Annotated in this window: 28 protein-coding genes; 7 read left to right on the plus strand and 21 right to left on the minus strand. The window is 38.6% G+C overall.

Going from position 1 to position 26,959, the window contains the following annotated elements:
• Positions 1-25 precede the first annotated feature (25 nt).
• Both FZF08_RS18605 and FZF08_RS18610 read right to left on the minus strand, forming a co-directional pair.
• Entirely contained in the window at positions 26-304 is a 279-nt protein-coding gene (locus tag FZF08_RS18605; RefSeq protein ID WP_159471483.1) for a hypothetical protein, read from the minus strand.
• A 10-nt stretch (positions 305-314) separates the two neighbouring features.
• Positions 315-929 (minus strand): sigma-70 family RNA polymerase sigma factor, encoded by a 615-nt coding sequence (locus FZF08_RS18610; RefSeq protein WP_229216593.1) that lies wholly within the window; start codon positions 927-929, stop codon positions 315-317.
• A gap of 173 nt (positions 930-1,102) precedes the next feature.
• On the opposite strand from FZF08_RS18610, the gene FZF08_RS18615 reads away from it, so the two are divergent.
• The 3 genes from FZF08_RS18615 to msrB all read left to right on the plus strand — a co-directional run bounded on the left by FZF08_RS18615 (position 1,103) and on the right by msrB (position 3,211).
• Positions 1,103-1,828, plus strand: coding sequence for a cytochrome b/b6 domain-containing protein (locus tag FZF08_RS18615; protein WP_159471485.1), 726 nt, complete (start codon positions 1,103-1,105; stop codon positions 1,826-1,828).
• Positions 1,806-2,639 (plus strand): molybdopterin-dependent oxidoreductase, encoded by an 834-nt coding sequence (locus tag FZF08_RS18620; protein ID WP_229216594.1) that lies wholly within the window; start codon positions 1,806-1,808, stop codon positions 2,637-2,639. Before FZF08_RS18615 ends, FZF08_RS18620 begins: the two co-directional genes overlap by 23 nt.
• 71 nt (positions 2,640-2,710) lie before the next feature.
• On the plus strand, positions 2,711-3,211 hold the full coding sequence (gene msrB / locus FZF08_RS18625; protein ID WP_159471487.1) for a peptide-methionine (R)-S-oxide reductase MsrB: 501 nt from the start codon (positions 2,711-2,713) through the stop codon (positions 3,209-3,211).
• Positions 3,212-3,297: 86 nt separating this feature from the next.
• Here the strand turns inward: msrB and FZF08_RS18630 are convergent, their stop codons facing one another.
• Complete coding sequence (locus FZF08_RS18630; protein WP_159471489.1) at positions 3,298-4,242, minus strand: proline iminopeptidase-family hydrolase; 945 nt, start codon at positions 4,240-4,242, stop codon at positions 3,298-3,300.
• A 296-nt stretch (positions 4,243-4,538) separates the two neighbouring features.
• Entirely contained in the window at positions 4,539-4,934 is a 396-nt protein-coding gene (locus FZF08_RS18635; protein WP_159471491.1) for a hypothetical protein, read from the minus strand.
• A gap of 152 nt (positions 4,935-5,086) precedes the next feature.
• Here FZF08_RS18635 and FZF08_RS18640 point away from each other — a divergent pair, with 152 nt between their 5' ends.
• The gene (locus FZF08_RS18640) at positions 5,087-6,370 is read left to right on the plus strand and encodes a YihY/virulence factor BrkB family protein (protein WP_159471494.1); all 1,284 of its coding nucleotides are present in this window, start codon (positions 5,087-5,089) and stop codon (positions 6,368-6,370) included.
• Between the two features lies 1 nt (position 6,371).
• On the opposite strand, the gene FZF08_RS18645 is transcribed toward FZF08_RS18640, so the two are convergent.
• From FZF08_RS18645 to FZF08_RS18660, 4 genes are all read right to left on the minus strand, one after another.
• Positions 6,372-8,786 carry a cellulase family glycosylhydrolase gene (locus FZF08_RS18645; RefSeq protein ID WP_159471496.1) on the minus strand — a complete coding sequence of 805 codons (2,415 nt, stop codon included), beginning with the start codon at positions 8,784-8,786 and terminating at the stop codon, positions 6,372-6,374.
• Between the two features lie 207 nt (positions 8,787-8,993).
• Positions 8,994-9,680: a LytTR family DNA-binding domain-containing protein gene (locus FZF08_RS18650; RefSeq protein WP_200837126.1), complete on the minus strand. Its 687-nt coding sequence runs from the start codon at positions 9,678-9,680 to the stop codon at positions 8,994-8,996.
• A gap of 40 nt (positions 9,681-9,720) precedes the next feature.
• Positions 9,721-11,202 (minus strand): sensor histidine kinase, encoded by a 1,482-nt coding sequence (locus FZF08_RS18655; protein ID WP_159471498.1) that lies wholly within the window; start codon positions 11,200-11,202, stop codon positions 9,721-9,723.
• 148 nt (positions 11,203-11,350) lie between these two features.
• Complete coding sequence (locus tag FZF08_RS18660; RefSeq protein WP_159471500.1) at positions 11,351-11,692, minus strand: cupin domain-containing protein; 342 nt, start codon at positions 11,690-11,692, stop codon at positions 11,351-11,353.
• A 711-nt stretch (positions 11,693-12,403) separates the two neighbouring features.
• Between FZF08_RS18660 and FZF08_RS18665 the strand changes: the two genes are divergently transcribed.
• Both FZF08_RS18665 and FZF08_RS18670 read left to right on the plus strand, forming a co-directional pair.
• Positions 12,404-13,033: a response regulator transcription factor gene (locus tag FZF08_RS18665; RefSeq protein WP_159471502.1), complete on the plus strand. Its 630-nt coding sequence runs from the start codon at positions 12,404-12,406 to the stop codon at positions 13,031-13,033.
• Positions 13,034-13,269: 236 nt separating this feature from the next.
• Positions 13,270-13,638, plus strand: coding sequence for a hypothetical protein (locus tag FZF08_RS18670; protein WP_159471504.1), 369 nt, complete (start codon positions 13,270-13,272; stop codon positions 13,636-13,638).
• Between the two features lie 129 nt (positions 13,639-13,767).
• Here the strand turns inward: FZF08_RS18670 and FZF08_RS18675 are convergent, their stop codons facing one another.
• The 10 genes from FZF08_RS18675 to FZF08_RS18715 form a co-directional block, all read right to left on the minus strand.
• On the minus strand, positions 13,768-15,930 hold the full coding sequence (locus FZF08_RS18675) for a S9 family peptidase (RefSeq protein WP_159471507.1): 2,163 nt from the start codon (positions 15,928-15,930) through the stop codon (positions 13,768-13,770).
• A gap of 237 nt (positions 15,931-16,167) precedes the next feature.
• The gene (locus tag FZF08_RS18680) at positions 16,168-17,055 is read right to left on the minus strand and encodes an alpha/beta hydrolase (RefSeq protein WP_159471509.1); all 888 of its coding nucleotides are present in this window, start codon (positions 17,053-17,055) and stop codon (positions 16,168-16,170) included.
• Positions 17,056-17,083: 28 nt separating this feature from the next.
• Positions 17,084-17,242 carry a putative toxin-antitoxin system toxin component, PIN family gene (locus FZF08_RS32185; RefSeq protein ID WP_310590606.1) on the minus strand — a complete coding sequence of 53 codons (159 nt, stop codon included), beginning with the start codon at positions 17,240-17,242 and terminating at the stop codon, positions 17,084-17,086.
• A 107-nt stretch (positions 17,243-17,349) separates the two neighbouring features.
• On the minus strand, positions 17,350-17,496 hold the full coding sequence (locus FZF08_RS32215) for a putative toxin-antitoxin system toxin component, PIN family (protein WP_310590603.1): 147 nt from the start codon (positions 17,494-17,496) through the stop codon (positions 17,350-17,352).
• Positions 17,497-17,765: 269 nt separating this feature from the next.
• Complete coding sequence (locus tag FZF08_RS18690; protein WP_159471511.1) at positions 17,766-18,251, minus strand: peptide deformylase; 486 nt, start codon at positions 18,249-18,251, stop codon at positions 17,766-17,768.
• Complete coding sequence (locus tag FZF08_RS18695) at positions 18,251-18,703, minus strand: GNAT family N-acetyltransferase (RefSeq protein ID WP_159471513.1); 453 nt, start codon at positions 18,701-18,703, stop codon at positions 18,251-18,253. Before FZF08_RS18695 ends, FZF08_RS18690 begins: the two co-directional genes overlap by 1 nt.
• 92 nt (positions 18,704-18,795) lie before the next feature.
• Positions 18,796-19,569 (minus strand): alpha/beta hydrolase, encoded by a 774-nt coding sequence (locus FZF08_RS18700; protein WP_159471515.1) that lies wholly within the window; start codon positions 19,567-19,569, stop codon positions 18,796-18,798.
• Between the two features lie 36 nt (positions 19,570-19,605).
• Positions 19,606-20,379, minus strand: a complete 774-nt coding sequence (locus tag FZF08_RS18705) for an alpha/beta hydrolase (RefSeq protein ID WP_159471517.1) — start codon at positions 20,377-20,379, stop codon at positions 19,606-19,608.
• 94 nt (positions 20,380-20,473) lie between these two features.
• On the minus strand, positions 20,474-22,855 hold the full coding sequence (locus FZF08_RS18710; protein WP_159471519.1) for an ABC transporter permease: 2,382 nt from the start codon (positions 22,853-22,855) through the stop codon (positions 20,474-20,476).
• 16 nt (positions 22,856-22,871) lie between these two features.
• Positions 22,872-23,192 carry a hypothetical protein gene (locus FZF08_RS18715; RefSeq protein ID WP_159471521.1) on the minus strand — a complete coding sequence of 107 codons (321 nt, stop codon included), beginning with the start codon at positions 23,190-23,192 and terminating at the stop codon, positions 22,872-22,874.
• A gap of 32 nt (positions 23,193-23,224) precedes the next feature.
• Here FZF08_RS18715 and FZF08_RS18720 point away from each other — a divergent pair, with 32 nt between their 5' ends.
• Positions 23,225-23,809: a hypothetical protein gene (locus FZF08_RS18720; protein ID WP_159471524.1), complete on the plus strand. Its 585-nt coding sequence runs from the start codon at positions 23,225-23,227 to the stop codon at positions 23,807-23,809.
• 67 nt (positions 23,810-23,876) lie between these two features.
• Here the strand turns inward: FZF08_RS18720 and FZF08_RS18725 are convergent, their stop codons facing one another.
• The 3 genes from FZF08_RS18725 to FZF08_RS18735 all read right to left on the minus strand — a co-directional run bounded on the left by FZF08_RS18725 (position 23,877) and on the right by FZF08_RS18735 (position 26,844).
• Positions 23,877-25,178, minus strand: a complete 1,302-nt coding sequence (locus tag FZF08_RS18725; RefSeq protein ID WP_159471526.1) for a T9SS type A sorting domain-containing protein — start codon at positions 25,176-25,178, stop codon at positions 23,877-23,879.
• A 67-nt stretch (positions 25,179-25,245) separates the two neighbouring features.
• A complete protein-coding gene (locus tag FZF08_RS18730; protein ID WP_159471528.1) occupies positions 25,246-25,914 on the minus strand; it encodes a hypothetical protein in 669 nt (222 codons plus the stop codon).
• 249 nt (positions 25,915-26,163) lie between these two features.
• Entirely contained in the window at positions 26,164-26,844 is a 681-nt protein-coding gene (locus tag FZF08_RS18735; RefSeq protein ID WP_159471530.1) for a hypothetical protein, read from the minus strand.
• Between the last annotated feature and the right edge of the window lie 115 nt (positions 26,845-26,959).

Consider the following 26,959-nt stretch of genomic DNA (forward strand, 5'->3'; position numbering starts at 1 on the left):
TATTCTGGATCCTAATTTTGCATTTTTACAGGTTTTTGCCCAGCTCATTTTCAATTTTATCCTGCAAATGTCTTTTAAATTGTTCGTCCAGTTTTCTGTCCTTATTTTCTGAATCGCCTATGAGCCTTTTTGCCATTCGATTGATCAGAATGCTTTGTTTTTGAAAAATACGGCAAACCGAGCATCCTGTAAGGTGAATACGCAGTTTGATATTTTCGGTAAATGTTAACTTCTTAATCTGCTTTTTTTCAATCAGAAAAGTAGCGTGGCGGCAATTATAAATAATTCCTTTTATTGAATTCATAACGGTTAAATTAAATCCAGTTTTTTTGAAGACAGGCACGAAGGTTAAGCTTGGCCCTATGAATGATCACCCAAAAATTAGCAGGTGTTATTTTCAATACCTCACAAATATTCTCCGTCGCGTCATCGTCCATATGTTTCATAGCAAAAACAGCAGACCATAGAACAGGTAACTTTTCCATACATTTTTGAAGAATGATAGAAAACTCGTCATTCACCAACAAATCTTCCTCCACTCCTATCTCCTTCGGCCTGAAATCTTCATTCCAGTGTCCGTCATCCGGATCAAAGAAATCTTTTTGTTCTTGTTCCGCATCTGAAACATCCGACTTCTTTAACAATCCCGAAGATTTTTTGCGATAAATATCAACAATTTTGTTTTTCAAAATCGCAGTCAACCAGGTACTTTCCGAACTTCTTCCCTCAAAAGTTTTAATTTTTTCCAAAGCCGCTAGAAATGTTTCCTGCACCAGGTCTCTTGCCTGTTCTTCATCGTTAATGCGCGTAATAGCGTATGTATATAAGTAATCTGCATATTTTTTCACCCATTGAAGCGGATCAATTGGTGAAATGCCGACGGGTGACCTACTTGTGCCCATTTGCGTTTTTGTATGAGTAATTTCCATTAAACCTGTCGACTAAAATTACCTTAAAAACATTAAAATGTTCACCTTTTTTAAGGTTAGTCTGATTGTTGTTCAAAACCTTACAAATTTTTACTAAATTTTGTAAGGTTTATAAAAGATAAGTGACTAAGAATAAAAAGCTAATTTGGAATATTATTTAAATACCTCATCACATGAAAGTTATTAAAGAAAAACATTCACTCGCCATGCGCTGGACGCATTGGGTCAATTTCCCGTTACTGACCATCATGATATGGAGCGGAATGTTGATTTATTGGGCAAATGATGCGTATTCAGTAACCATTTTTGGCTATACTTTTTATCATTTCTTTCCGGATTCAGTTTTTACATTTTTCCATATTCCTTACCGGCTTGCAGAAGGTATGGCATTTCACTTTTTGTTTATGTGGTTTTTTACTTTGAACGGCATATTTTATGTTTTATACACGATTTTTTCAGGAGAATGGCGAAATCTTGTTCCTCAAAAAAAGTCGTTTAAAGAAGCTTGGCTTGTACTTTTACATGATCTGCACATACGAAAAACTGCTCCTCCACAGGACAAATATAATGCAGCACAAAGGATTGCGTACACCGCCATAATTGTCATGGGTTTGGGTTCAGTTCTGACTGGTTTAGCGGTTTATAAGCCTGTTCAGTTTTACTGGCTATGCTGGATTTTTGGTGGCTACAATTTTGCCAGAATATTACATTTTTCTTTGACCCTCGGTTATTTATTTTTCTTTATTGTTCACATTGTTCAGGTAATTATTGCAGGTTGGAATAATTTCAGATCTGTAATTTCCGGCTTTGAAGTAGTTACAGAAGAACCAGCAATTGTGGCAGGATTAGCAGATGAAAATAAAAAGTCATCTGGTAATGAAAATCTTGCAATCGAATAATTTCTATCTAAACCAGGATATCAATATGGATATTATCGATCCAAAAAATAAAAAAGAACTTACCACAGATCAAAAGATCCGTAGAAGGACTTTTATTTCATTTGCAACATTTTTCGCAATGAGTGCTGCGGCTTACGAAGGCTGGGACTGGCTCTACCACGTACCGTCCGAAGCTAACGGGGTTACAGCCCGTGCCCGCAAACCACTGCGTGCTGCAATGAACAAAACCGAGCTTTTTTTCAGGAAGTTTTTCAGTAATAACCATCTGGTAAAAACGTATCCAAAATCAATGGCCGCTAAAAGAGTCAGGATCAATAGTAATATTGGAAATGAGGACAAAAATTTCAATCCTGAAAACTGGCAGCTTTCCGTTGTAAAAACTAATGGGGAAGTTTTGACTGTAAATATGGAAGCAATTAAAGCCTTACCAAAAACCGAAATTATATTTGATTTTAAATGTGTGGAAGGCTGGGATCAGATCCAGCACTGGGCGGGTGTTCGTTTCATCGATTTTATCAAACATTATAAACTGGATGATTTAACAAGCATGCAATATGTGGGAATGGAAACGCCAAGCGGAAAATATCAGGTTGGTCTGGATATGGAAAGCGCCTTGCATCCGCAAACGATTCTTGCATATGAAATGAATGATGCTCCTTTACAAACCGCTCACGGAGCACCGCTGAGATTGATTATTCCTGTAAAATATGGGATTAAAAATCTGAAATGTATTGGAAAAATAACGTTTAGTGACCAGCGACCTCCGGATTACTGGGCCAGAAGAGGTTATGACTATTACTCCGGACTTTAATAAAAAAAACCTCAGAATCAGAATTTTAATAAGTTAAAAATTGTTTTCAATAATCACTTCATATAAAAAAAATGAAACCGTTAAATATAGTATTTGCAATGATTTTGCTGTTGTCAATGAACGCATGCGGCCAAAATCCTAAGAATAAAAACAAAGAAAATACAGTGGACATCGCTGCATTTCCGGGTGCAAAAACGGATGCTGAATGGAAAAAAATGCTGTCTTCGGATGCATACCATATCATGGTTCAGCGAGGAACCGAGATTCCTTATCGGAATCCCTATTGGAACAATCACGAAAAAGGAACTTATGTAAGTGCGGCAACCGGCAAGCCATTATTCAGCTCGGATACCAAATTTGAATCAGGTACAGGTTGGCCAAGCTTTTTCAAACCCATTGACCCAAATGCTGTAAAAGTTGTAACCGATAATTCGCTTGGTATGTCAAGAGATGAAGTTATTGAAACGAGCACAGGATTGCATTTAGGCCATGTTTTTGATGACGGACCTGCACCTACCGGAAAACGTTATTGCATGAATTCCTGGGCTATGAAATTTATTCCGGCCAAGTAAGAATTCAAATAGTAGTTAATGTAAAAACGGGTCAGCCAGGATAAAACTTGACTGACCCGTTTTTACATGCTATATGATTTTCCAAACTATTTCCCTTTCAAAAAACTTCGGATCGCGCCAAGGTATTGGTCAGGGTTATCCCTGATTTTGTTATGACCTGAATTTTCAATTATTTCTACTTTTGAACCTGGAATTTCCTTTTGAAATTCATACATCGTTTCCGGTCTTGCCTCATCAAAACGTCCCGTAATGAATAAGACAGGTTCCTTTATTTCATGTAAATTGGGCGTTCTTTCAAAATTTTTCAACGTACCAGTTGCATTAAATTCCGTTGGGCCCCACATATATCTGTAAATATCTCCGTTACCTTTACCGGATCCTGCACAATCGGGGGCCGAAACTCGCATGCCGGATTTCCTGCTGAGGTAATTGATGTTGAAAGTATCCGTCGCAGCCATGTAAGATTTGTGATCGTACATTCTCAGGCCTTCGTATTTATTTATGGAATCCTGTACAGGTTTGGATAGTTGGGAAATCAGGATTTTGGCATCCCGCATCCATTTCGAAGTACTAATCAGCGGCCCGGCAAAAATGACCGACTTCACTCCTTTCGGCTTTTTGGTTACCATATATTCAACAGCGACTGTTCCGCCCCAGGAACTTCCCAGAATATTAATTTCTTCCAGATCAAGTGCCTTTCGCAGAGCATCTACCTCATCAACAAATCTTGGAAGTTGCCAAAGCGTAGTATCTGTGGGTCTGTCTGAATGACCGGAACCCAACTGATCATAAAATATAATGGGCCGGTCGTTTCCCAACGTGGAATATGCCGGAATTCCCTCACAACTTCTGCTGCCTGGCCCGCCATGGATCAATAACAACGGGACACCTTTTCCGGTACCTACAACTTTGTACCATATACGTCCACCATTAACTTTAACAAAACCCTCTCCCGGCTTTATTTTTTCAGGAATACTGCCCGTTAAAAAAGCGGAAACGACGAAAAGAGTGACTGTAAAAATTGATTTCATAGTAAACCTGTTGTTTAAATATCTCCAAAAACATATATTTTTCAATAGACATTATCATGAATTAATACATGGCTTTACCTAGTCTTTTGGCAGTCAGCCTTCGGTGAGTCAATCTGGTTAAGATTTGGTTAAATGCTTTAATCCGACTGCGACTTCTGATTGCCTAAATTAATCTTTCGTTATAATGTCCAATATAAGAAAAGTTTGAGTTAACAGGGTATATAAAATCTACCGCATTGAAAGAATGCCGTAATCGCGTTTTATAAAAAAAATAAATGTTAAAATATTAAACGGATTTATGGACAGACATACGTTGTCATCATCAAAACAGAATCGGATAAAGCCAGAATAGTATGTGCAATATTTGGATGAAAAACAGCGATCTGTCCCTGAATACTTTGTATGATTTTCCCATCAGTTTCAGTCTGAATTTCTCCCTGCATTACCTGCAAAGTAAAAAACTCTTCCATGCGCTGATGATTCAGGACCGCTCCGGATTTCAAGGCTGTAATAACCATCGTCATACCTGAGGATTTAAAAACCGTTATTCCGTTCCTGTCGTTTTTCTCCCACGACTTCTCGTTTTTCAATTGTTCAACAAAACGTGGAATATCAATAAAAACATAAGGAGCATCAATAACACGATTTCCTTCCGGACGATTTTTGGTAGCTTGATTTGTTTTAATTTCCATAAGAAAAATGGTTTAATTATTTGCTGAACAATTCAAATTTCATGCCATCACGTGAGCATATAAACCTACACATTTTACACGGTTTTTCCTTGGCATAAAAATTTATCTGAAGGATAAATTTCATTAAACAACTGTCATCCACACAGACCTTTATGAACAAAATAAAATTTACTTTCTCACTCATTAAAGATAGTTTTAATGAATTCATGAATGATAATGGGTTGAAACTAGCCGCCGCACTGTCCTATTATACAGTATTTTCACTGGCTCCCATGTTGCTCGTCATCATATCTGTTGTAAGTTTTTTCTATGGCAAAGAGGCTTTTACCGGCGAATTATTTGGACAGATAAGCGGGTTGGTTGGAAAAGACGCCGCCATTCAGCTTCAGGAAATTATCAAGAATGCGGAAATATCCAATAAATCAACGGTGGCTGCGACAGTGGGCATTGTTACCTTGCTTATTGGTGCAACGGGAGTCTTTGCAGAAATACAGGATTCGATCAATTTTATTTGGTCAATCAAATCAAAGCCTAAAAAAAGCTGGCTAGCTTATCTTAGGAACAGGCTTTTATCTTTTTCAGTAATCCTGACACTTGGTTTTTTGTTGATCGTAACGCTCGGTGTAAATACTGCAATAGATTTGCTAAGCACCAGACTTGAACGCTACTTTTCAGAAGTTTCCGTTATTATTTTTACTGGTTTAAATATTATCCTGGTACTTATCGTGCTAACAGCCTTATTTACAGCCATTTTTAAAGTTTTGCCCGACGGTCACGTCCGTTGGAAAGAATGTATGGTCGGCGCAGGCTTCACGGCCATCCTTTTCGCAATCGGAAAATTTGGGATCAGTTTTTACCTCGGCCAACAGGATCTTGGCGCAACTTATGGAGCGTCAGCTTCTATTGTCATTCTGCTTACGTGGGTCTATTATTCCTCAATTATTTTGTATTTCGGTGCGGAATTTACCAAGGTTTATGCCAAAACGGATGGTGAAGATATTTCGCCAAATGAGCATGCTGTGTTAATTTCGAGACTTGAAGTGGTCGAAAAACATGGAACCGCCGCAGCAGAAGTTCCCAAACCTTCTTTTAAAATGGTCGCATCTTTACCTGAAGAAGGTAAAAAACTCATCCATACTGTTATCAAGTTCATTGATGACAAAATGGATATAGTAAAACAACAAATCCTTCCCGTTTTTGAATCGGTTGCGGCAACGGTTACATTTTATATTTTGACAGCCATGCTTGGTTTTACGATCCTTATCACCTGTTTGCTGCTTCTTGGGAATTTCCTGAATCAGTCATTAAACAGCGATTATCTGGGATATCTGATTCTGTTGGGAATTTTTCTGATTTTTGGCGCAGTAAGCATTTTTCTACGAAAAAATGTTCTCGAACTGGTTCGTAAAATTCTGATTATGATGAATAAAGCCTGATTTATTTCCCCTGGACAATCACCTTTCCTATCACTTTGTCATGTAGAGAAATTATATACAATCCCGCAGAAAGTCTTTCAATATTTATCTTTTGACTTTGCTGTGAAACTGTCTGAAAAATAACAGTTCTTCCGGATTGGTCAGTGATCCTAATTTTTGCTGGAAAATACTTTTCACTGGCTTTAATTTGAATAAAATCAAGAGCTGGAGAAGGAAATAAGATTATAGGATCAAAGGATTTTCTAATGACAGAAATGATGCTTGAATAAGCATACGTATCATCAAGGTCCACCAGTTTTAGCCTATAATAATATGTCTGGTCTGTGAGTTTGGTATCTTGAAAATTGTAGTTCGAATTGTTTAAAGCATGTGATTTCAAAATAGTCTGTTGTTCAAAATGTCTTCCATCTACACTTCTTTCAAGCTCAAATTGTTTGAAATTTATCTCACTACTCGTTTTCCATTGTACCAAAATCTGATCTGCTTCGATTTCTTTTGCTTCAAAAGACTGTAATTTAACGGGTAACGGTGTACCCAGACAAAGCACATTCATTTTCGCTGCATGGGTAGCAAGGCCAAAATCAGGATCGTTTATTATCGTATTTCCATAAGTAGAAAGATCTGTAAAACTGCCATTCATGCTGATACGACGACCATTTATTCCTTCACAAAAATCGTCCGTCCATGTCCAGGCCAACCAACCGATATTATGGTTCTGGCAACTTTGGAGCAGATTTTTATAGGCTGGAATCGTATTAGAGCAAGGCCCGGTCGCGTCCTGAACATTAGCAATTTCTCCAAGAATAATCGGAAATCCGGCATCGGCAATTTGTTGAACACGCGCTTCCATGGCAGCAGCATCATCCGCATACCAGTAGGCGTGTGCACTCATGATAACATTATGCAAAGGATCCTGAGTCCTGAGCGCTGCTCCGGCCTGCAACGCAATATCCAGACTTTGACCACAATCAGGAGCATCAATCATAAACGGCACCTGAATTCCGGCAGCGCGCAAATCTGTGATAACGGTTTTATAATGATTGAGCCAGGTGGTATAGGCTGCTGTCTGATCAGATGCCCAACGCACCTCTCCAAATTCATTTGCAATATTTACGATAACAAAACCTTTGTGTTTGGTTATCAAATCTTTTACAGATTGCTGTTTCCACCAGGGCAAAATCATGTTATTAAACTGAGTATAATCATTTGAACAAGTCACGTCGTGCAGGTCAATGACAGAAACAATTCCTGCATTCCTAAAACGCGTGATCACAACGTCAAGGTCTGCAACAGAATACGGTTTCCAGTTGGCAGCACGGCTGGCATACCATTCAATTCTAACAATATTAGGTTTTGCCTTAATTATTTCCGCCGACAATTCATTATTTACACCTGTTGGATCTCCGTTGATATTGGCGGGAAATTCCCAGTCGTCAGCTAGTGAATAATTCATACCCCTTGGTATAAATACCTCATTACAAGGACTCATGATTTGGTTACCTGCTGTATGAATCGTACCATCAGCATACGTTGGCGTTTCAGGGGTAGAAGAACAGGAAGGCGCCGAGGTTATGGAATAAGCTTTTACAAAATCCCAGATCACCTGAGCCGGATTAAAACCTGCGACCGCAGGCCAGCTATGCCCCACACCAGCCACACGGATCAGTGAAATCTCTTTTGTTGCCGGCGGCGCACCCACACAAAAAGAAAGTTTTGTCACATTTGGTACAATGGTAGTGTTAGGAAGCGTATAGGTATTTTTACCGCAAGTGAAATATGAAAACTCGGTAAGTGGCCATTCATTCCACTCCGTAGGCTGATGGTCAGGGTCTGGGTAATCTACTGTCCCGTCAGGGTCACCATGAATATGAAGAATAGGAACAGGCTTGAAACTGGCACTATTGAAATAGGAATAATTGTTATTGTTAGCATACATATTACCTGCCACAGGAGCAAAAGCAGCAATTCTCCCGGCCAGATTCACCGCTAAATTATATGTCATAAAACCGCCTGCTGAATGTCCGGAAGCATATATTTTTTGCGTATTGATATGATAGGCCGAACAAAAATAATCGATCATATCGGAGGTAAAATTCACATCTTTCAGCTGATCAATAGCACGATTCCAGCCATTGCCATCATTATCTGCATTTGGATATACAACGATAAAATTGTTGACATCGGCAATGGCGTCAAAACCGGTTGTACTTTTAATTCCCGGGCCACTTCCGCCATCACCATGAAAAACGAAAAGTAACGGAAGATTTTGCGATACCGCAATTCCCGGTGCGTGAAAAATAAAACTTCTGCCTTTTCCTCCGGAAGTTATCGTTTCCGTGATATCTATTCCGTAAGCTGTAAAAGTCAAAAAGCACAGAAAAAATAATATAGCTAAACTGCGTTGAGAATGTTTCATACTCCTGAACACTAAATAAATAGACACGAAATAGTTCTACTAAATTAACATATTAAGTAGAAAACATTTTACAATAAGGAATCTAATTTCAGTGACAGTTACTGATCGGTTGGAATGATAGAATGATAGAATGATAGAATGATGAAAGTTCGGGATTGACAGAATCAGTTCCAGTTAGCCAATCATTTTTTTATTTAAAATTCAACATTATTTAAGGGAAGATGTAACGTCATCTGAAAACATACTACCGACAGGAATGATATGCGTCCCGATGTGTATTTGATGACGTTCAATTTTGCTGATCCTGCTTTTTGAAACAATAAAAGAACGATGTACACGAATAAAATCCTTTTGCGGTAAAAGCCCCAAAACATCTTTAACAGTAAGACGGGATAATATTTTATCCTGTTGGAGCATAAAAACCATGTAATTTCCAGAGCTCTCAATGTATAATATTTCGTTAAAATACACTTTAACCTGCCCAAAACCAGATTTTAGAAATAGAAAATCTGGTTTTGAAATCGATTTTTTTGTACGGGAATCCAATATCTCGGATGCTTTTTTACAAGCTGTAGCGAAACGTTCAGCGGAAAATGGTTTGAGCAGATAATCCACTGCGTCCAGCTCGTAACTTTTAACAGCATGTTCGGTGTAAGCCGTTGTAAAAATGACAAGCGGTTTATTATCAAGTGCTTTCAACAATTCAAAACCGGAAATATCCGGCATTTTGATATCCAGAAAAATCAGGTCGACAGCATTTTCCTTTATAAATTCGATTGCATCAAAAGCATTAACAAAACTAGCCTGCAAGTTCACAAAAGCAACTTTTGCCGACAATGCTTCAATAATTCCCAATGCAATGGGTTCATCATCCACAGCAATTGCCTTAATCATTATACTCATTTCCGGATTATCATTTCAAATTAATAAAGGCTTAAAACCGCAAAGTAAGATGTACAAAATATTCTATCTGGGATTCTCTGATTTGTAATTCATATTTTCCAGCATATAGCAATTCGAGTCGCTGGCGTACATTTTCCAAACCAATCCCGGTATGTTTATTTTCCGGATCAGCCTGATTTTTAGGATGAATGCTATTATAAACATCCAGTTCCAGTTTACTACCCTGACACCTCAGCGAAATATTTATCCACGATCGGTACTGCAAACTAACACCGTGTTTATAAGCATTTTCTATAAATGGGATTAAGAGCATGGGTGCTATGGAATGCTGACAGGTATTTTCAGAAATATTTACTTCGACTTTAATATTTTCGGACTTGGCCAGACGAAGATTCTGCAAATGAATATAATCTTTCAGGTAATCCACCTCGCGCGCCACCGGAATTATATCCAGATTGTTCTCATAAAGCATAAACCGCATCATATCTCCCAGCTTTTGAATTCCTTCCGAGGTCCTGTCAGCACTTTCCTGAATTGCCGTTCCGTACAGGGTGTTCAATACATTGAAAAGAAAATGAGGATTGATTTGTGATCGAAGAAATTGTAGGTCCGCAGAAGATTTCCCAAGTTCAGTTTTAAGTGAATAAAGTTGTTGAAGCTGGTCTTTATTCTGGTTGTATATAAACCATGAGAACACAATTGCTATCGCAAAAACAAGAAAATTTATCGTTAAAAAAGCCATAGGTGGAGGAAGTTTGTCAAGACCTTTTAAAAAGATCATAGAGAAAAATCCTGAAAGAAGCACCGCGCACGAAAGGCTAATAACGTAACGCCAAAGCTTGTATGACTGTTTTTGATATTTGGGGATTAAAAAATATAAGTTGAAAGCATAAAGAAAATATCCACACGGAATTACACTAAGCCAGAATGGTCCAAAATCACCATTATCACTTTTGATCAAAACAAATAGAATAACAGCCCAAATCAGGAAAACTGCTATAACTTCCCTAACGATTCTGGCACGTAATGTTTGACCATCATAGTCACCAACCAGATAGAGCAAAAACAGGTTTTTGGTAACCGTATATCCCAAAAACAATAGAAATATTTTGAATGTTGTCGGAACGCTGTTGATAAGACTTTGACCAAAGGTTGGATACGTCAGAAAGTTGTCGTTACGATAATAGCTGGCACACGCTGTTGTTAAAAAGAAAAAAGTAAGGAGAACAAAAAGAGCAATAATATTCCATTTTTTGCGTGGCTGATATTTAGGAAGAACCCAGTTGTTTAGAAAAATAAAACTTAGATATAAAGCAGTTACAACCGAAATCCGGGGTAAAAGATGGTACGTATCATAATCATACACCAACCCTTTTTCCGCAAAGAGCTTTGTCATTTCATGGATATATGGCCGATGCGGATCACTGGCTGAAAAAGCACTGTCAAGTAGTTGATAAATACTAAAAATCCAGCAAATTGTTGCCAGCCAAAATTCACTCAAACGTAGTTTCATATCTTATTTTTTCGACAATGTTAGGGCGGGAATTTTCATCAAAAAAATATCAGTGACAGAAACATCGATCCGTGTGACGAAAAGAAAAAAATACGATTGGTTACAATCTGAAGTGCACTATTTTTTGTTTTTTGACCATTGTGAAAAATCAAGGCTGAAGTTTTTCCAGCGCTACAAAATCCTCCCGAACGGGCGTGAAACAGTCAATTACCTTACATGCCGTTAAAGCCCTGGCCGAGTGCGGTGCCATGGATGGAATAAAGGCCGCCATGCCTTTTGTTAGTAATTGAGTTTCCCCGTCGATAGTAAATTCAAGCTCCCCTTCCAACACATGGCAGCACTGTTCATGAATATGGCTATGCTCCGGTAAATCTGTACCATTTTCAATGGTAAAATAACCAAAAGTTGAGTTTTCAGTATGTGCAAGCGTTCCGGAAATTCCGTCCCAAATCTGCAAAATTTTACCCGAATTGAAATTTATAAATGACATGATAATATGCTTTTAATTTGACAGGACAAAGTAGTAAAAAATTCCCGCGTGATTTCCTGATGGATGCAAATATAATGAAACCGATCTGTGAGGTAATTACAAATGCTGTACGCCCGGCTACATGCCACCATACCTGCATAGATTGATTTCGGGTAAATTATTACATATCTTTATGTTACGTATTTCTCACTTTATATAAATTAAATTATCATGAAAAATTATTTACAACTGCATCATCATAACCCTCTCAAAACAGCTACACTTTTTTCCTTTAAACATCTCTTTCTCAATAGCAAAACCCACAATTGGACGTTGATTTAATTTTTTTGTAAACAGTATTTTAACAAATACAATATCATTGTTCCGTTCTGACGGGATGATGTTATTTAGATGTTTTTAGTATTTGAAAATCAGTTCACTGGTCAGAATTGTCATTTTGTTGGCAATTTATTTCCGGAGAACAAAAAATTTTTTGTCCGTAATTGATCAAAGCCAGCCTTTGTGAAAACTATGGACACCGCGTGGCTATACACAAAAAATGTGATAAAAATGAATGCATGATCAATCAGCATTTCAAAAGAAATAAATGACGCTGACACACAAATTGAATTATGAACATTGTTCAAAATCAATCTTTACCGTCCTGCGGTAAAAATTGATTTTGAACAAATGCGAATGCCAGTTATAAAATTAAAAATAACCCCTCTTAAAATGATAACTATTGCCCTCGTGGATAAACATCCGGTTATTCGTATAGGCCTGATTGCTTTACTCAAACATAACTTTAAAGAAATATTGATCCTGGAATCATCTTGCATGGCCGCTTTACTTAAAACAAATGCGAAAAGTGATGTGATCATTCTTGGAATCAACCCCGATTTTGATGCCGACAATATTCGTTTTTTGAATAAATCAGGTGACAGGAATGCTTTTGGACCTATTATTGTATACGATGAAGAACCGCGTCCTTACCTGGCCTTATCATTTTTGAAGGCCGGTGTAATGGGATATTTATCCAAACAAAATAGTGAATCGGAATTGATAAAATGTATCAGCGACGTATTGACTGGAATCCGGTACGTATGCAAAGAAATTTTGGGGACAAACAAAGATGTGTCGGCTTTTGAAAAAACGATCCGTTTAAGGGAAAACAGGAATCTCACTTTTCATGAATATGAAATAGCGCAATATATTTGCCATGGCGTCAATATTTCTGAAATTGCTCAGATTTTTGGTAGAAAAACGTCCACAATAAGCACCATTAAAATGAGAATCCTCAAAAAACTGAAAGTTAATAATGTTCTGGAATTACGCGACCTTATGCTCGTAAATGAGTCGTGAATGGGTACCTGGCTTAATGATGAAAATATATGATCAGGATCATTTTTCACTGTGTTGAAAATCAACTTTTAAGCAAACAGGTTTGAAGATTTTTGTATTGGATTGATGTCAACCTGATTCATTATCAACTAACCCATATACCAGTGAAAACTTATTTTTATATTTTGTTCTTTTCTTGTGCCTTGTTGCTGCTTTTCGCCTGTAATTCCGGCCCTACACAAAATTCGGCAGTCAATATGAAAACTTCCGACAAAGACAGTACTTTCAATATTTGTTATTCTTCTATTGTAAAAAAGGATACCGTGCTGTTAAATGCGTTGATGTTTGGAGACAGTGTCAAGGGAAGTTTGGGGTACAAACTTTATGAAAAAGATCACACCAACGGCTCACTTCTTGGAAAAATGTACGGTGATACTTTGAAAGCTATCTGTACATTTATGGTTAAGGGTTCCGAGTCAACGCAGGAGGTGATATTTCTAAGAAAAGATTCTTTATTTTTAGAAGGTATTACCACCCGGAAGAATCAAAATGGCAAAATTATTTTTACTGATCTGGAAAAACTACATTTCGACGGACTGGTTTTGAAGCATGTACCTTGTAAATAAGCCGTTAAAACTGAAATATTTTATATCTTTTCATTTGATGGAAATGACCAGGATAATCTTAAAACAGAATAAGCTGTCCCCTACATTGGAGACAGCTTATTCTGCTTTCTTAGCATCTAAATTTTCTCGTTACTTTTCACCAACATACCTTTCAAAAAATTCGTAGATCCTTAGAATTCTGTCTATGCGTTGGCGGGGATTTCCGCTTCTGCTCAACTCGTGTGTTCCGCCTGGCATACGTACATATTCCACGTCACGGCCCAGTATTTTCAAACTTTTATATAATAATTCGCTTTGAATAATACCTGTTCTCAAATCATTTTCACCATGTTTGATCAAAAGCGGGGTATGAATATTTTCTACGAAAGTTTGAGGAGAATTAGCATCCATTACTTTTTTGATTTCTGCCTGCCAGGGATAGCCTCCAAAATAATTTGGAACAAGATTCCATGCATTACCCTCCCCCATAAACGTCGTCAATTCATAAACGCCACGTTGTGCATGTGCAGCTTTGAAACGATTGTCATGACCGACAATCCAGGCAGTCAGGTATCCTGCATATGAACCTCCCGTGATCACCTGACGAGAGGTATCTGCCCAGGATTCTTTCGAGGCCATGCTCACCGCTGCCAAAACATCTTCCGCCGGACCGGTTCCCCAATCCTGGAAATTGGCCTTCATAAAGTCAAGCCCATATCCGCCAGAACCACGCGGATTGGCATAAACGACACCATAACCCTGCGCACAAAAAAATTGCAATTCATGCCACATCGATATTTCTCCCGGCCCCCACATGGCAGTCGGGCCGCCGTGCATTTGTAGTACCAATGGATATTTTTTACCTGCATCGATTTTTGCAGGTTTCATAATCCAGTATTCAACAGTCTGGCCTTTGGAATTTTTTAGCGTGTGTTTTTCAGGATAGCTAAGGATTTTATCTTTAAGCCACTCCGTGTTGTGATTGCTCCGTTTTACTTCTGATTTTAGACCAAGGTCCGCGGTGTAAATTTCGGAAGGATCAGCTACTTCTGTTTTTGAATATACAAAAGCAGTCTTTGAAACGTCAAAGCTGTTAATACCAGTATCATAACCGGTAAGCTGATCAATTTTTTTACTTGTCAAAGTCAATTTATAAACAGGGAATCCACCATTGGAAGCTGCTGCGAAGTAGAGCGACTTACTATCAGCTGCCCAGGTAAGATTTGAAGCGACCCGGTCGAAGCTGGAAATATAGGGTTTTGAACCAGAACCTAATGTTAATATTCCAATATGTCCCTGATCTAGTGTGGCAGGTTTGACAGCCGCACTAGAAGAAATGTAGGCCAAAGAATTATTATCCTTTGAAATCGTTGGCTGACTAAAACTGAAAGCCCGATCGCTCAAAATCACAGAAATTTTGCTGCCATCAGCGTTCATACTTACAATTCTGCTGGATTTGCTGCGGTCCGGATGTTGAAGACTATCACCCTGAGTTACCAGAATAATTTTATTATCGGGAGTCCAGATGGCCTGTCCAAAACTATAAAATCCTTTGGTAACAGGTTTTGCCTTGGCACCTTCTTTGGGCTCGATCATGTAAAGATGTGCAAAGGTAAGTTCTGGTTGTGTAGTAGATTCTCCCTGGAAGTTCAGGCGATTGATTACTTTGGCTTTTTTGTCCTCGACGTCTTTATCCAGATAAGCTCGAATTTCGGCCAGGGTTCCATCCGGATTTGCTTTGATCGATTTATCCTTTTTCACAAAGTTATTGTTCGAAAATCCTGGTTTTTCCATTGACCATACGGGAACAGTTTTCCAAGGATTCAGTATAGAATCTTTCAACATTTCACTCATGGAAAGAGTGGTAGAAAACATGATTTTACTACCATCAGGAGACCATTTCGGATTGGATGCACCATACGGCAAATCCGTAAGCTGCCAGGCTTCACCACCATTAACAGGAAGAATAAAAAGTTGTGTTTTATCCTTTATTTTTCTGGAAAACACAATTTTGGTACCATCCGGCGACCATTCAGGAGCACTTGCACTTTCACTTCCGCGTGTTAAAGCAACAGGTTCATTTTTATTGGTAAGATCTACAAGATAAAGGTGGGTTTTATAATCGTACTCAAATGGCGAATCTGGTAAGGGTTCAACTGTTAAGAGCGTATAAATAGCTTGCTTTTCTGTGGGAGAAATGGCAATATTGCCCACCTGCCGGACTTTTGTTAAATCACTGACTTTGATTTTTTCTTTTGGCTGTGCCTGAACAGATACAGACCAGATCAGAAATAAAACATATAATTTCTTCATAAGGTTGAATTTAAATAACGGGTTATAGTAATATGGAGTTGATGAAACAATTTAATACAAATTGAAGGAAATCAATTAACAAAAGTCTGTGATCTAAGTATTGCGGAGAAAATCTGATTCCCAGCCTTGTAGTTGGTGAAGACGCAAGCCAATTTCTTCACCAACCACTCAATTGCCAAAAATTGTTCCGCTATTTTAATTGAAATGAGCTGTAATTTGCAGAATAATTCTGATTCACTAGGGCTTAGCTTTTTCCAAATATCCGTTATCACCAAGCCAGTCGGCCATTCGCTGAGGCCAGGATTTAATACTTTGCCATGGAGAGCGATTTCCCATGTTAAAGCCGTGATCACCTTTGGTAAATAAATGAGCTTCCACAGGACGTTTTGCTTCGCGATATTTCACCAACAAACTTGTGGTTGTAACCGCGCAGCAAGGGTCATCGTTGGCTGCCAGCAAAAACGCAGGCGGCGCATCCTGGGGAATAACATCGGGGATACCCAAGGGTCCGGGATACATCAACATCTGAAAATCTGGCTTTCCATTTAATTTGTCTACCGGATCTTTTGCCCCTGGATCTCCTATCCCTGATTCGTACGCCACAGACGCAACTACTTCACCACCAGCAGAAAAACCAAGCATACCTACGCGATTTTTATCAATTCCATATTCTTTTGCAAGACTTCTCACCTGCCGTATTGCACGCAATCCATCTTCACGCGGCTGCTTTTCGAGAGAATAAGGTGAGCCATCCTCTCTTGGAAGACGGTATTTTAACACAAAAACAGTAATACCGAGTTTGGCCAGATACTCAGCCGGCTCGGTGCCTTCTGCATTATAAACCAATAACCGAAATCCACCACCCGGACAAACCACAACCGCCGTTCCATTTGCTTTTCCCGCTGGTGGAAGAAATACTTCAAGAGACGGATTATGAATATTTTTCACCCAGTAGTCTTTCGCTGATTCCGCCTCTTTTGATTTTGCTTCAAAGCCGGGAGGGCCATTTTTCCATAATGGAATGATTGTTTTGGCTTGTTGGGCGTTGGTTAAAAAGGAGATAAATGTTAGAAAAAATACTATCCTAATTTTTATTGTCAGAGTGTTGTATAGAAAAGATTTCATATAAGGTGTTTAGATAATTTACCGGTATTTAATTGATTTGAAGAAAATCAGAAATTGCAATAATTGAAGTATTCTGAAAAGGATTTAATTCCAGTAAATTTTTGTCGCCAGTAAGAAGAAAATGCGCGTTGCCGTCAATGGATAGCGATAATAAGAAATTATCTTTTGGATCTCTACAAATTTCTATTTTTTAAGTTACAAACACAAATTCCGCATGTTCTTCAATTGTTTTTAAAATTTCTTTAACACCTTCTTGAGGAAAAAAATGTCTGAATTTTGGTCTTTGAGCAACCTCTAAAATTCTTCAAGTAACTCTGAGCTAAAAATCATAGTAACAAGTTTCGAGAAGATAATTTCTTCAAGTTTGGTAAGGTCCATTGTAATAAGAAAACTTATCCAAAGGTTTGTATCCAAGATTATTCTAATAGAATTATTTGGCATAACGCTGGCTTCGAATCAATTCCACCTCAGCTGTTATTTAGTTAGGTGAAGGAACATTTTTAGCCTTTGCCCCAAGTTTTTCTAAACAGACGCAAAGCCATTTCTTGATGAATCCTGGATTGCGCTAAAATCTGGATCAACAAAATCCTCTAACAACTTTTCAGCTTTTGGATTCAATATATCTACTCTTAAAGTATTCATCTTTTCCTTTGATTAGTAGATCTAATATAATAATATTCTTTTAGATATCCATCCACAACTACCCGGCATTACTCCCGCCATTTAAACGATTTGTTATCAATGGCGCGCATGGTACACAAAATGCCTTCCAAATGATCATACTCATGTTGCAGCAATTCAGATAAATCATCAGACATTTTCCATTCCTGCGGCTGCCAATTTTCATCAAGATATTTAATTGTCAAACTTTTATGTCTTTTTACTTTGACTAAAAGATTAGGAAAACTCATACAATCATCCCAAAGCTCAAACATATCTTCACTCAATTCACTAAACTCAGGATTGATAAAGACAACAGGTTTGTCGATATGCATGTAAATCAGCCTCTTCATAATCCCGAGTTGTGGTGCAGCAATAGCCCGTCCAAAATTGTACTTTGCCCTGATTTCCTTCATGACATTATCCAGATCCGCTACCCATTCTTTTACCAGTGGCAATTCGGATTGCGAAACGGGCTCACAAACTTCATAGAGAAGCAGATTGCCCAGTTGCAGCATATCGTTCAATCCTTTCATTAATTCAAATCTTTTTCAAAACACACACTGTTTTCAATTCCGATATACTGCCCATAGTTTGGGATGTTTTTATATCCTTTTTTCTTGTAAAGGTTAATCGCTTCCGGCTGTCTTTTTCCGGTTTCCAAAACACACTTTTTATATGACAATTCTGCTGCCCAGCTTTCCAACTCCGTCAAAACCGCTGTTGCAATTCCTTTTCCGCGACCTTCCGGTGCTGTGTACATCCGTTTTATTTCCATGCTGTCGGACATAAATTCCTTCATCGCCCCGCAGCCAATGGGTATGTTATTTTCCAATGCCACAACGGCGTGTTTTATCTTGTCAATTTTGTTGAATTGGGAATAAAAAACACTATCTTCTCCATCCGTTTCAGCAAGATCTGCATCCAATTGTTTTACGAGTAAGATGAAATCCGGATCATCGGAACTGGTTCGAATTACTTTGAGCATATCTTATTTATTTTACGCTGGAAATAATGCATGTTAGTGAAACAAAAGTATGAAATTTTTGTGTGCTGATTTATTGCAATTTTCAGATCTCTTTACTGTTTCAAAAAGCTCAGAATGTAATCATTAATTTCTTTTTGCTGCTCTTTTGTTCCCCGGTTATCCATATCGTTATGAATGGTATTAGGTAGTTTTATGATCGTAATACCAAATTTATGTTGCTCCACCGCGCCTGGCAAAACTCCTTCATCCGCAGGCTGATCGCTTGAACGTAAAGAATATACTTTTAAGCCTTTAATCATTGGCAAAGCCATTCTCCTGTTGTCCAAAGTAATTATTGTATTTACAATGCCAGGATATTTTTGAGGGAATAAAGCTGTCATATCACCACCGTTGGAATGTCCGATCAGTGTTATGTTCCTGAATTCGACATCAGGATTCGTTTTCTTTAATTCATTGATTACAAACAGAATATTATCCGTTCCTCTATCCCAAAATGGTCGCCTTACCACTTGTGGAATTCCCGCTATTGGGATTAAATCATCGGTTGGCAACTCGTGCTGGATACTGGCCACAAAAAATCCATTCGCCGCCAGATTCTCGGTTAAAAAAGAATACTGTTTATTCCCGAAAGGCATATTTTGATAATATCCATGACTAAAAATCACCAGTTTTTGTTTCCTGATCTTCTTGTCAGCAACTGGCAAATAGAGCATAACGGGAACAGAACGGTTTCGGGCCTTATCAAACAAATTCAGACTGTCTGTTTTTATGCGAAAGGTTGAACCGGAAGATTGTGCAGATGCATTTATGTTTAAAACAACTGTTCCCAATAACAATATGAAATGTGTGTAAATAATTTTGATCATTTTGGATTGATTTTCACCTGATTTGGTAAGGGTATTCTAATCATTTATAAAGTATTCCAGATAATGGTTAATTTCATCTCGCTGAGCGAAATTGGCATCGTTATCCATTTCGTTATGCTTTGTACTAGTCAGTTTGATAATCTTCATTCCATACTTTGCTGCTTCCAGTGATGTTGGCAACACGCCATCGTCGGCAGCTAAATCACTTGAACGGATAGAATATATTTTAGGGGACTTGCTCCTTGGGAGCGCCATTCGCCTGTTATCGAGGGTAATTATTTTGTCCGCCAGTTTCGGATATTTTGTGGCAAATAAGGCGGTCATATCCCCACCATTTGAATGGCCGATCAATGTAAGATGGTCGTAATCAAGATCGTGATATGATCTTTTCAGCTCATTCAAAACAAAATGAATATTGTTAACTCCGCGCTCCCAATTCGATTTTCTTGTAACATTATATGGTTCATTCATTGCCAACAGACTATCAGTCGGCAATTCGTGTTGAATGCTGGCTACAAAATAACCAAGTGCAGCAAGATTTTCCGTCAGATAAGAATAAACCAGATAATCTCCACCTTTATTTTCCCCATATCCATGACTGAAAATCACCAGTTTTTGTTTCCTTATCTTTTTATCAGCAACTGGCAAATAGAGCATAACGGGAACAGAGCGGTTTCGGGCCTTATCAAACAAATTCAGACTGTCTGTTTTTATCCGAAAGGTTGAAACGGAAGATTGTGCAGATGCATTTATGTTTGGCAAAAAGGTAATAAATAATATCAGTAACAAATCAAATAAATTCTTATTCATCCAGAAAATATAAATAAAGGAAACGGCTAATTCATTACTTATTCAGGCAGTAAAGTTATAGCTTTTGCATGGGGAAGGCCTAATCGTTAATTAATTATTCCGCCTTCAAACTTTTCACCGGATTCGTCAGAGCAGCGCGGATACTGAGATAACTAATTGTTCCAAAAGCAATGGCGACTGAAAGAATCGCAGCAACGGCAAAAATCCACCACTGAATATTGGTTTTGTAAGCGAAATTCTGAAGCCATTTATCCATACAAAAAAAAGCCAACGGAGATGCAATGATGAAAGCCAGCACTACGAGTACCAGAAAATCTTTTGACAAAAGCCCAACGATATTTCCGGTAGAGGCACCAAGTACTTTTCGCACACCGATTTCTCTGGTGCGTTGAATGGTGCTGTGAGACGCAAGCCCAAGTAAGCCAAGACAGGAAATAAAAATGGCGAGCATGGCAAAATTGAAAAAGAGCTTTTCAAACCCCTCCTCGCTGCGATATTGCCGGTCAAAGAATTCATCGGCAAAATAATAGTTGAAAGGACGGTTTGGTACCAGTAATTTCCATTTGCTTTCAATAATATCCAATGTTTCTTTGATATTATTCCCTCCTATTTTGACGGAAATCAGATTACTACCTGCGGGATCAATACGCATGGTCAACGGTTTGATAGTTTCGTGTAACGACACAAAATGAAAGTCTTTCATTACGCCAATGATTTTCCCTTCATGCCCCCATTGTTTAAATTTTTTTCCAACAGCATCCAGGGGCGAGCTGTAACCCAAAAGTTTCACAGCAGCTTCATTCACAATCATGGCTTCAGTCGAATCTGTTCTGAAATCCTTCGAAAACATTCTCCCGGCGGCCATTTTTAACTTGTACTGAGGCATATAATTAAAATCAACGAGGTATAATCCAAGATGAGCTACCTGGAAATCACCGTTTTTATTTTCAATTTCTGAATAAGCTCCATCGAAAGCTCCACCGGGAATACTGGACGATGTAGCCGTGGACTGAATTCCCGTAAGACCATCCAATGTTTGTTGAAATACATGCCGGTTTACATCGCCTTCTGAATTGATTATCAGCATCTGTTCTTTACTAAAACCCAGATCTCTTTCCCGCATAAAAGTCATTTGTGTGTAAACAACAAGTGTAGCAATTATTAAAATGATCGAGATTGAAAACTGGATCGTGACCAAACTTTTTCGAAGAACAACACCTTTTAAACCTGATGTAAAACGACCTTTTAAGACCGTTACCGGTTCAAAAGATGATAAAACAACCGCGGGATAAATCCCTGCCAAAAGACCAATAACCACCGAAGTAATAAACAAACCCGATACAAATAATGGATTTTCTAAAAGTCCTTTACTAATCGCTTTTCCGGCCAAACCATTAAACCATGGAATTAGTGCAGAAGAAAATGGTAAGGATAAAAGAAAGGCCAGAATACTGACCGAAAGAGATTCAATCAGAAATTGCCTGGCCAGCAGCATTTTACCGGCACCAAACGATTTCCGAATCCCAACTTCTTTTGCCCTTTCCGCAGAACGTGCTGTGGAGAGATTGATAAAATTAATACAAGCAATGAGCAGGATAAAAATAGCAACGGCAGAAAAAATATAAATATTTGCGGCACTTCCTTTTTCGGCCCCGCCGCGACTGGAATGAAGATAAACCTGTTTTAATGGTTCCAATGACAATATATAGAGCACGTGTGATTTGCGGAACATTTCCCCTGCGTGATTTTCCAGAAATGCAGGCAGTTTCATTTGAAGTGACTGAGCCGATGATCCCGTCTTTAAAAGCAGATAGGAAGTTACACCAAAATCTCCCCAGTTCTCATCCAGTCTTTTATTGATTTTTTGGGTAAAGGTTGACATCGAAATAAACATATCAGCCTTAATCTGAGAGTTTTCCGGAATATCTTTCATCACGCCAGTAACGGTTGCAGCCAGGGTGTCTGCCGACAAAAATAGTATTTGCCCGATTGGATCAGCATTTCCGAAATATTTCCGGGCCGTTTTTTCTGTCAAAACAATACTCAACGGCTCTTTCAGGGCTTGTGAAGGATTACCGTTAAGCAGCTGAAAATCAAAAACTTTAAACAAAGACGAATCTGCATATAAAGCCTTTTCCTCCTTGAGCATAATATTATCTTTTCGGATATTAAAACGTGCGGTATTTATTCTTGTAAAGGCCTCAACTTCCGGAAAATCGTTTTTCATTCCCGGCGCAAAAGCCCAGGTAGTAACATCAAGTTCCAATGTTTCGGATGGTGTTTTTACATCCGTCACCAACCTGTAAATACGGTGGGCTTTTGAATGAAAATTATCATAACTCAGCTCAAAATGCACGTACAAACCAATCAGTAAACAAGCGGACATGCCAACGGTAAGTCCCAGGATATTGATCAGCGAAAACGCTTTATGTTTCCAAAGATTTCTGAGGGCGATTTTGAGGTGATTTTTGAGCACGATAGGTGAGTTGTATTTAGTAAAGGATTAATGTTTGGAATACTTCCCCAAATATTTCAATATAAATTTCTCCAAAGGCAACACCATGGAAAGTATTACGACTAATAAAAATACCCGTTAATAAATCCAGAAAAATACACTTTAAACATTCATTTTGAATTTGATACGCACCTCTTTTTACCGCTAAATAAACCCGTATACTTTTTGTACCCCTCTCTATCACACCCCATCTACCTTTTGTATACCCGGTAAAATAGTCGACAAAATTATTCCTTTTTACGTTTGCATTGCCTTCCGGAAGCAGATTGTCTGCAAGCTGCGAAGGAGAAGAATTCAATTATTCATTTACCAAATTTATCATTTATTGCCATGAAAAATTCAATTATCAATGCCCTGTTTATTTCATTTTCTTTTACAATTGTCTCTTGTAACCAAAACTCAGATCCTCAGCCAGTAGCGCCAATACAAACCTCGCAAATGGCTAATGTAAGTTTTACAGAAACACCCGTTGCCATGATTGATCCAGGTCACTTACCAAACCGCGTACCTCCTGCTTTCAACTGGGGACTTGTTAACACCACAAAGCTTGGATTTGATAAAAGTATGAAGTTAACAAGCCCTTTTACGGTTGCAGCTTATCCGGCCGGTGATATTGGATGGAAGAGTGATGGAGGATGTTATTCTGCATTATTCCCTACAACCGTTACATTTTCCAGTCTTGGGATTGTCAATATTAAAAATATAACTATTGACGATTTAAAAGTGCTGACATTCAATCAATACCAGATTAACGCTGCGCCGACAGGTTCGTATTCCTGGACCAATCACCTGCCTGTAGGTACCGTTGTTGCTTGTAAAACAGCTACCGGAAAGTATTATCTTTTGGAAGTAAAGTCAATTGGTGTTCCTGGCTGGATAGAATTGAACGTTTATCACGGTCTTTATTCGATCTAATAAACAAAAAACCTCTCCGGTTTTATCGGAAAGGTTTTTTGTTTTTAAACTTATTTTCAACAGGATTTTATTTTCTAACCACTATTTTGTGGGTCGAAAGTGTACCGTTGATACGAGTGATTTTCACGACATAAATTCCCTGTGAAAGACTGGCAAGATCAACAAAACCATTACCCGATGCAAAAGAGAGCGATTTATAAACTGAAATTCCGTTCAGATTGCTCACGCTGATATCTTTTACTGTGCTGTAATCCCGGATAAATAATTTATCCACAGAAGGATTTGGATAAACAGACATGTCGGAGTTTGTACCATCAAAAGTCACACTTTGAATACGGCTGTAAGCAAAAGTGCCGTCTTTGTCAACCATGCGCAAACGATATAGATTTTCTCCCGATATTGGCTGGATATCTTTGAAAGAATAACTTAGAATCTTGGTACTTTCACCATTGGAAATAACTTTCCCGATATTAGCCCAGTTTCGACCGTTTTCACTGCGTTCAATATCAAAATGATCCGAATTGGTTTCAGTAGAAGTAGTCCAGTAAAGTAAGGCCGCAGCCGCCTCTGAACCTACCCCGCTTTTCTGTGCGTTGAAGCTAACCAGCGTTACGGGCAATGGTGTAGTAATACTCCCGATCGCCAGAGCCGAAATAGTACCTGTTGCCGGAATTGTACCCGTGATTGTACTACCTTCGGTATTGCCTGTGGCATTGGCAGCACTGCTCAAATTGATCCATTGCGTACCATCCCAACCTGCCAGCCTAAGATTTGCGGCGGTTGCAAAAGTAGTTAGATCTGGTATCGAGGCTGTAACAGTTAGTCCTGAAAATGAGCCTGTAACAGGAATCCAGTCCCAAAAACCGGCCTGACTCACAGAAATTAATGGTCCGTCCAGAGAAGTAACACTATGCGTTTCAGCATCGGAAGGATCACTTACAGTACCAGGATTTCCCTTGAACCAGGCAACCGTAACTTGTGCCGTTGGCGTAGATGGTGCAGAAATGCTTAACGTCCTTAAATCTGTTCCACTTCCGGTAGGGAAAGTAAATGCTGAATTACCAATTTTAGAAACGTAGCCATCCACATGATTTGCATCATTTGCTGCTGTTTGTGTAGCCGCAGCACCAAATTTCAGAACACCGAAAGGCGAAGTACGTATTGTTTTGACGATTCCAGGCTGTGCGCCGCCACCGCCGGTCACGAAATTATGGGCTCCGAAAACTGTAATTTCAGCCCCCCCAAATACGGTGGTATTTCCCTGACTGGCTTGTTGGGCGTTCGTAAAAAGCGACAATCCCAGCAATGGGAATAGTGAACATACCCAAAGCCTGGATGAGGCCGTAGATGATTTTTTATATATTTTCATTTAGATAAAGTTAATAGTAGCCAATAATGATTTATCCTCTTTTAATTTTTGAAAAGTTCAGGCAGCACTAATTAACTATATAACATACCCCGTTCAAAGAAACGTTATGGCCTACCGTAAACTCGGCATCAGGAAGATAAAACCCAACCGCTCCATTTGTATAAATAATTGGAGTGTAAATTTCCCAGGCATCAGCATGTTGTGGCCCGAAGTTCCCTCCGCTTGGTCCTTGCTGAACTACTCGCGGCGTATAACCGCCAGGGATTAAAGCAATTCTAAATTCATTTCCATTTTCGTTCGGAAGTAATGTTTCCAAAGCGTTAATGTTACCCTCGAGACACACCACATTTCCTGTTCTTACTGCATTAACTGCAACATTAACCTGGGCACTGGTATAACGGGTTGGCCCTGCCAATAACCCAAGAGGTGCCACGGTAAGATTGCTTCGTAAAGTAAGATTTCCACTCGCATCAGCCGCAACAACTTTATCCGCTAACGTAGCGTCAGGCAAAGTTTTGACTTGTGCATTACCGTCAATAATAAGTTTTCCGGCATCTTTCGTAATAACAGTTTTGTTACCGTTTGTAGCTTCTACTTCCAAATTTGAATTGGCTCCGATGGTTGTAGAATTTGCTCCGATTTTCACCTGAGCAAATAATGTAGATGATGATAAGATGAATGCAGAAACAAGGGTAACCGCAAAATGTTTGGAGGAAAATTGTAGTTTTCTTTTCATTTGAGTAAAAGTGAATGATATAATAAAATTAATTTATTGATGGCGAGGGTATCAAACGTTTCCAGAATTCAATGACCGGTTATGTAAAAAACCGATGGTTATATATTGAAGTCAGGTAATTTCATTTTAAAATAAGTATGATAATGGTTACAAAGCACCCAACGCAGGCCAGCGAAATGTCTGTTATATTTTTTTTAATGAAATTGCTTTGTTATATGCCCTAAAAATTCCGCCGATACTTGAAGTGTATTAGTCGGCAGTCATATAACAGAATCCAAAGAGAGAAACAATGTGTCCGGCTTCAAAAACACCGTCAGTAAGATAAAAACCCAAGTTTCCCTGAATAACAGAAACTGAATATTGCTCCCAAACATCCGTGTGTACTGCTCCCATGTACCCTCCTGCTGGTCCCTGTACGTGTTTGTTACCTCTTGTTTTAAAACCCGTTGGGAAACTTCCGATTGTAAAAAGATTGATAGTGCCATTTGGTAAAATCGTTTTTTTTGCAGATATAATCCCCTCAAGACATACCATATTACCGGATCTGACTGCAACTACATCTGAAATATCAATATCGTCTGCGGTGTAATGCCCATCACCAGGAGCAAATAAAGTGAGTGGAGTAGTAATGATATTGTCGCGCACAGTTAAATTTCCATTTACATCTGTGGAGACATTTTTATCCGCGCTTGCAGCTGCTGGTAATGTCTTAATCTGTACATTTCCGTCAATAATAAGTTTTCCGGCGTCTTTCGTAATAACAGTTTTGTTACCGTTTGTAGCTTCTACTTCCAAATTTGAATTGGCTCCGATGGTTGTAGAATTTGCTCCGATTTTCACCTGAGCAAATAATGTAGATGATGATAAGATGAATGCAGAAACAAGGGTAACCGCAAAATGTTTGGAGGAAAATTGTAGTTTTCTTTTCATTTGAGATAAAATTGTTGAAATTGATTTATTTATAATTGATTGATTATGAGGAGAAATTTCATATTTGTAAACTTCCGGTTTAACTAAGCTGAAAGATTAAAAGATCAAGCATACT

The organism is Dyadobacter sp. 3J3, from assembly GCF_009801115.1.
Taxonomy (GTDB): Bacteria; Bacteroidota; Bacteroidia; order Cytophagales; family Spirosomataceae; genus Dyadobacter.

Excerpts from the sequence above, each read along its gene's own strand:
- FZF08_RS18605 (WP_159471483.1), bottom strand. The coding sequence starts at position 304 with ATGAATTCAATAAAAGGAATTATTTATAATTGCCGCCACGCTACTTTT.
- FZF08_RS18610 (WP_229216593.1), bottom strand. The coding sequence starts at position 929 with ATGGAAATTACTCATACAAAAACGCAAATGGGCACAAGTAGGTCACCC.
- FZF08_RS18615 (WP_159471485.1), top strand. The coding sequence starts at position 1,103 with ATGAAAGTTATTAAAGAAAAACATTCACTCGCCATGCGCTGGACGCAT.
- FZF08_RS18620 (WP_229216594.1), top strand. The coding sequence starts at position 1,806 with ATGAAAATCTTGCAATCGAATAATTTCTATCTAAACCAGGATATCAAT.
- msrB (WP_159471487.1), top strand. The coding sequence starts at position 2,711 with ATGAAACCGTTAAATATAGTATTTGCAATGATTTTGCTGTTGTCAATG.
- FZF08_RS18630 (WP_159471489.1), bottom strand. The coding sequence starts at position 4,242 with ATGAAATCAATTTTTACAGTCACTCTTTTCGTCGTTTCCGCTTTTTTA.
- FZF08_RS18635 (WP_159471491.1), bottom strand. The coding sequence starts at position 4,934 with ATGGAAATTAAAACAAATCAAGCTACCAAAAATCGTCCGGAAGGAAAT.
- FZF08_RS18640 (WP_159471494.1), top strand. The coding sequence starts at position 5,087 with ATGAACAAAATAAAATTTACTTTCTCACTCATTAAAGATAGTTTTAAT.
- FZF08_RS18645 (WP_159471496.1), bottom strand. The coding sequence starts at position 8,786 with ATGAAACATTCTCAACGCAGTTTAGCTATATTATTTTTTCTGTGCTTT.
- FZF08_RS18650 (WP_200837126.1), bottom strand. The coding sequence starts at position 9,680 with ATGATTAAGGCAATTGCTGTGGATGATGAACCCATTGCATTGGGAATT.
- FZF08_RS18655 (WP_159471498.1), bottom strand. The coding sequence starts at position 11,202 with ATGAAACTACGTTTGAGTGAATTTTGGCTGGCAACAATTTGCTGGATT.
- FZF08_RS18660 (WP_159471500.1), bottom strand. The coding sequence starts at position 11,692 with ATGTCATTTATAAATTTCAATTCGGGTAAAATTTTGCAGATTTGGGAC.
- FZF08_RS18665 (WP_159471502.1), top strand. The coding sequence starts at position 12,404 with ATGATAACTATTGCCCTCGTGGATAAACATCCGGTTATTCGTATAGGC.
- FZF08_RS18670 (WP_159471504.1), top strand. The coding sequence starts at position 13,270 with ATGAAAACTTCCGACAAAGACAGTACTTTCAATATTTGTTATTCTTCT.
- FZF08_RS18675 (WP_159471507.1), bottom strand. The coding sequence starts at position 15,930 with ATGAAGAAATTATATGTTTTATTTCTGATCTGGTCTGTATCTGTTCAG.
- FZF08_RS18680 (WP_159471509.1), bottom strand. The coding sequence starts at position 17,055 with ATGAAATCTTTTCTATACAACACTCTGACAATAAAAATTAGGATAGTA.
- FZF08_RS32215 (WP_310590603.1), bottom strand. The coding sequence starts at position 17,496 with ATGCCAAATAATTCTATTAGAATAATCTTGGATACAAACCTTTGGATA.
- FZF08_RS18690 (WP_159471511.1), bottom strand. The coding sequence starts at position 18,251 with ATGAAAGGATTGAACGATATGCTGCAACTGGGCAATCTGCTTCTCTAT.
- FZF08_RS18695 (WP_159471513.1), bottom strand. The coding sequence starts at position 18,703 with ATGCTCAAAGTAATTCGAACCAGTTCCGATGATCCGGATTTCATCTTA.
- FZF08_RS18700 (WP_159471515.1), bottom strand. The coding sequence starts at position 19,569 with ATGATCAAAATTATTTACACACATTTCATATTGTTATTGGGAACAGTT.
- FZF08_RS18705 (WP_159471517.1), bottom strand. The coding sequence starts at position 20,379 with ATGAATAAGAATTTATTTGATTTGTTACTGATATTATTTATTACCTTT.
- FZF08_RS18720 (WP_159471524.1), top strand. The coding sequence starts at position 23,225 with ATGAAAAATTCAATTATCAATGCCCTGTTTATTTCATTTTCTTTTACA.
- FZF08_RS18725 (WP_159471526.1), bottom strand. The coding sequence starts at position 25,178 with ATGAAAATATATAAAAAATCATCTACGGCCTCATCCAGGCTTTGGGTA.
- FZF08_RS18730 (WP_159471528.1), bottom strand. The coding sequence starts at position 25,914 with ATGAAAAGAAAACTACAATTTTCCTCCAAACATTTTGCGGTTACCCTT.
- FZF08_RS18735 (WP_159471530.1), bottom strand. The coding sequence starts at position 26,844 with ATGAAAAGAAAACTACAATTTTCCTCCAAACATTTTGCGGTTACCCTT.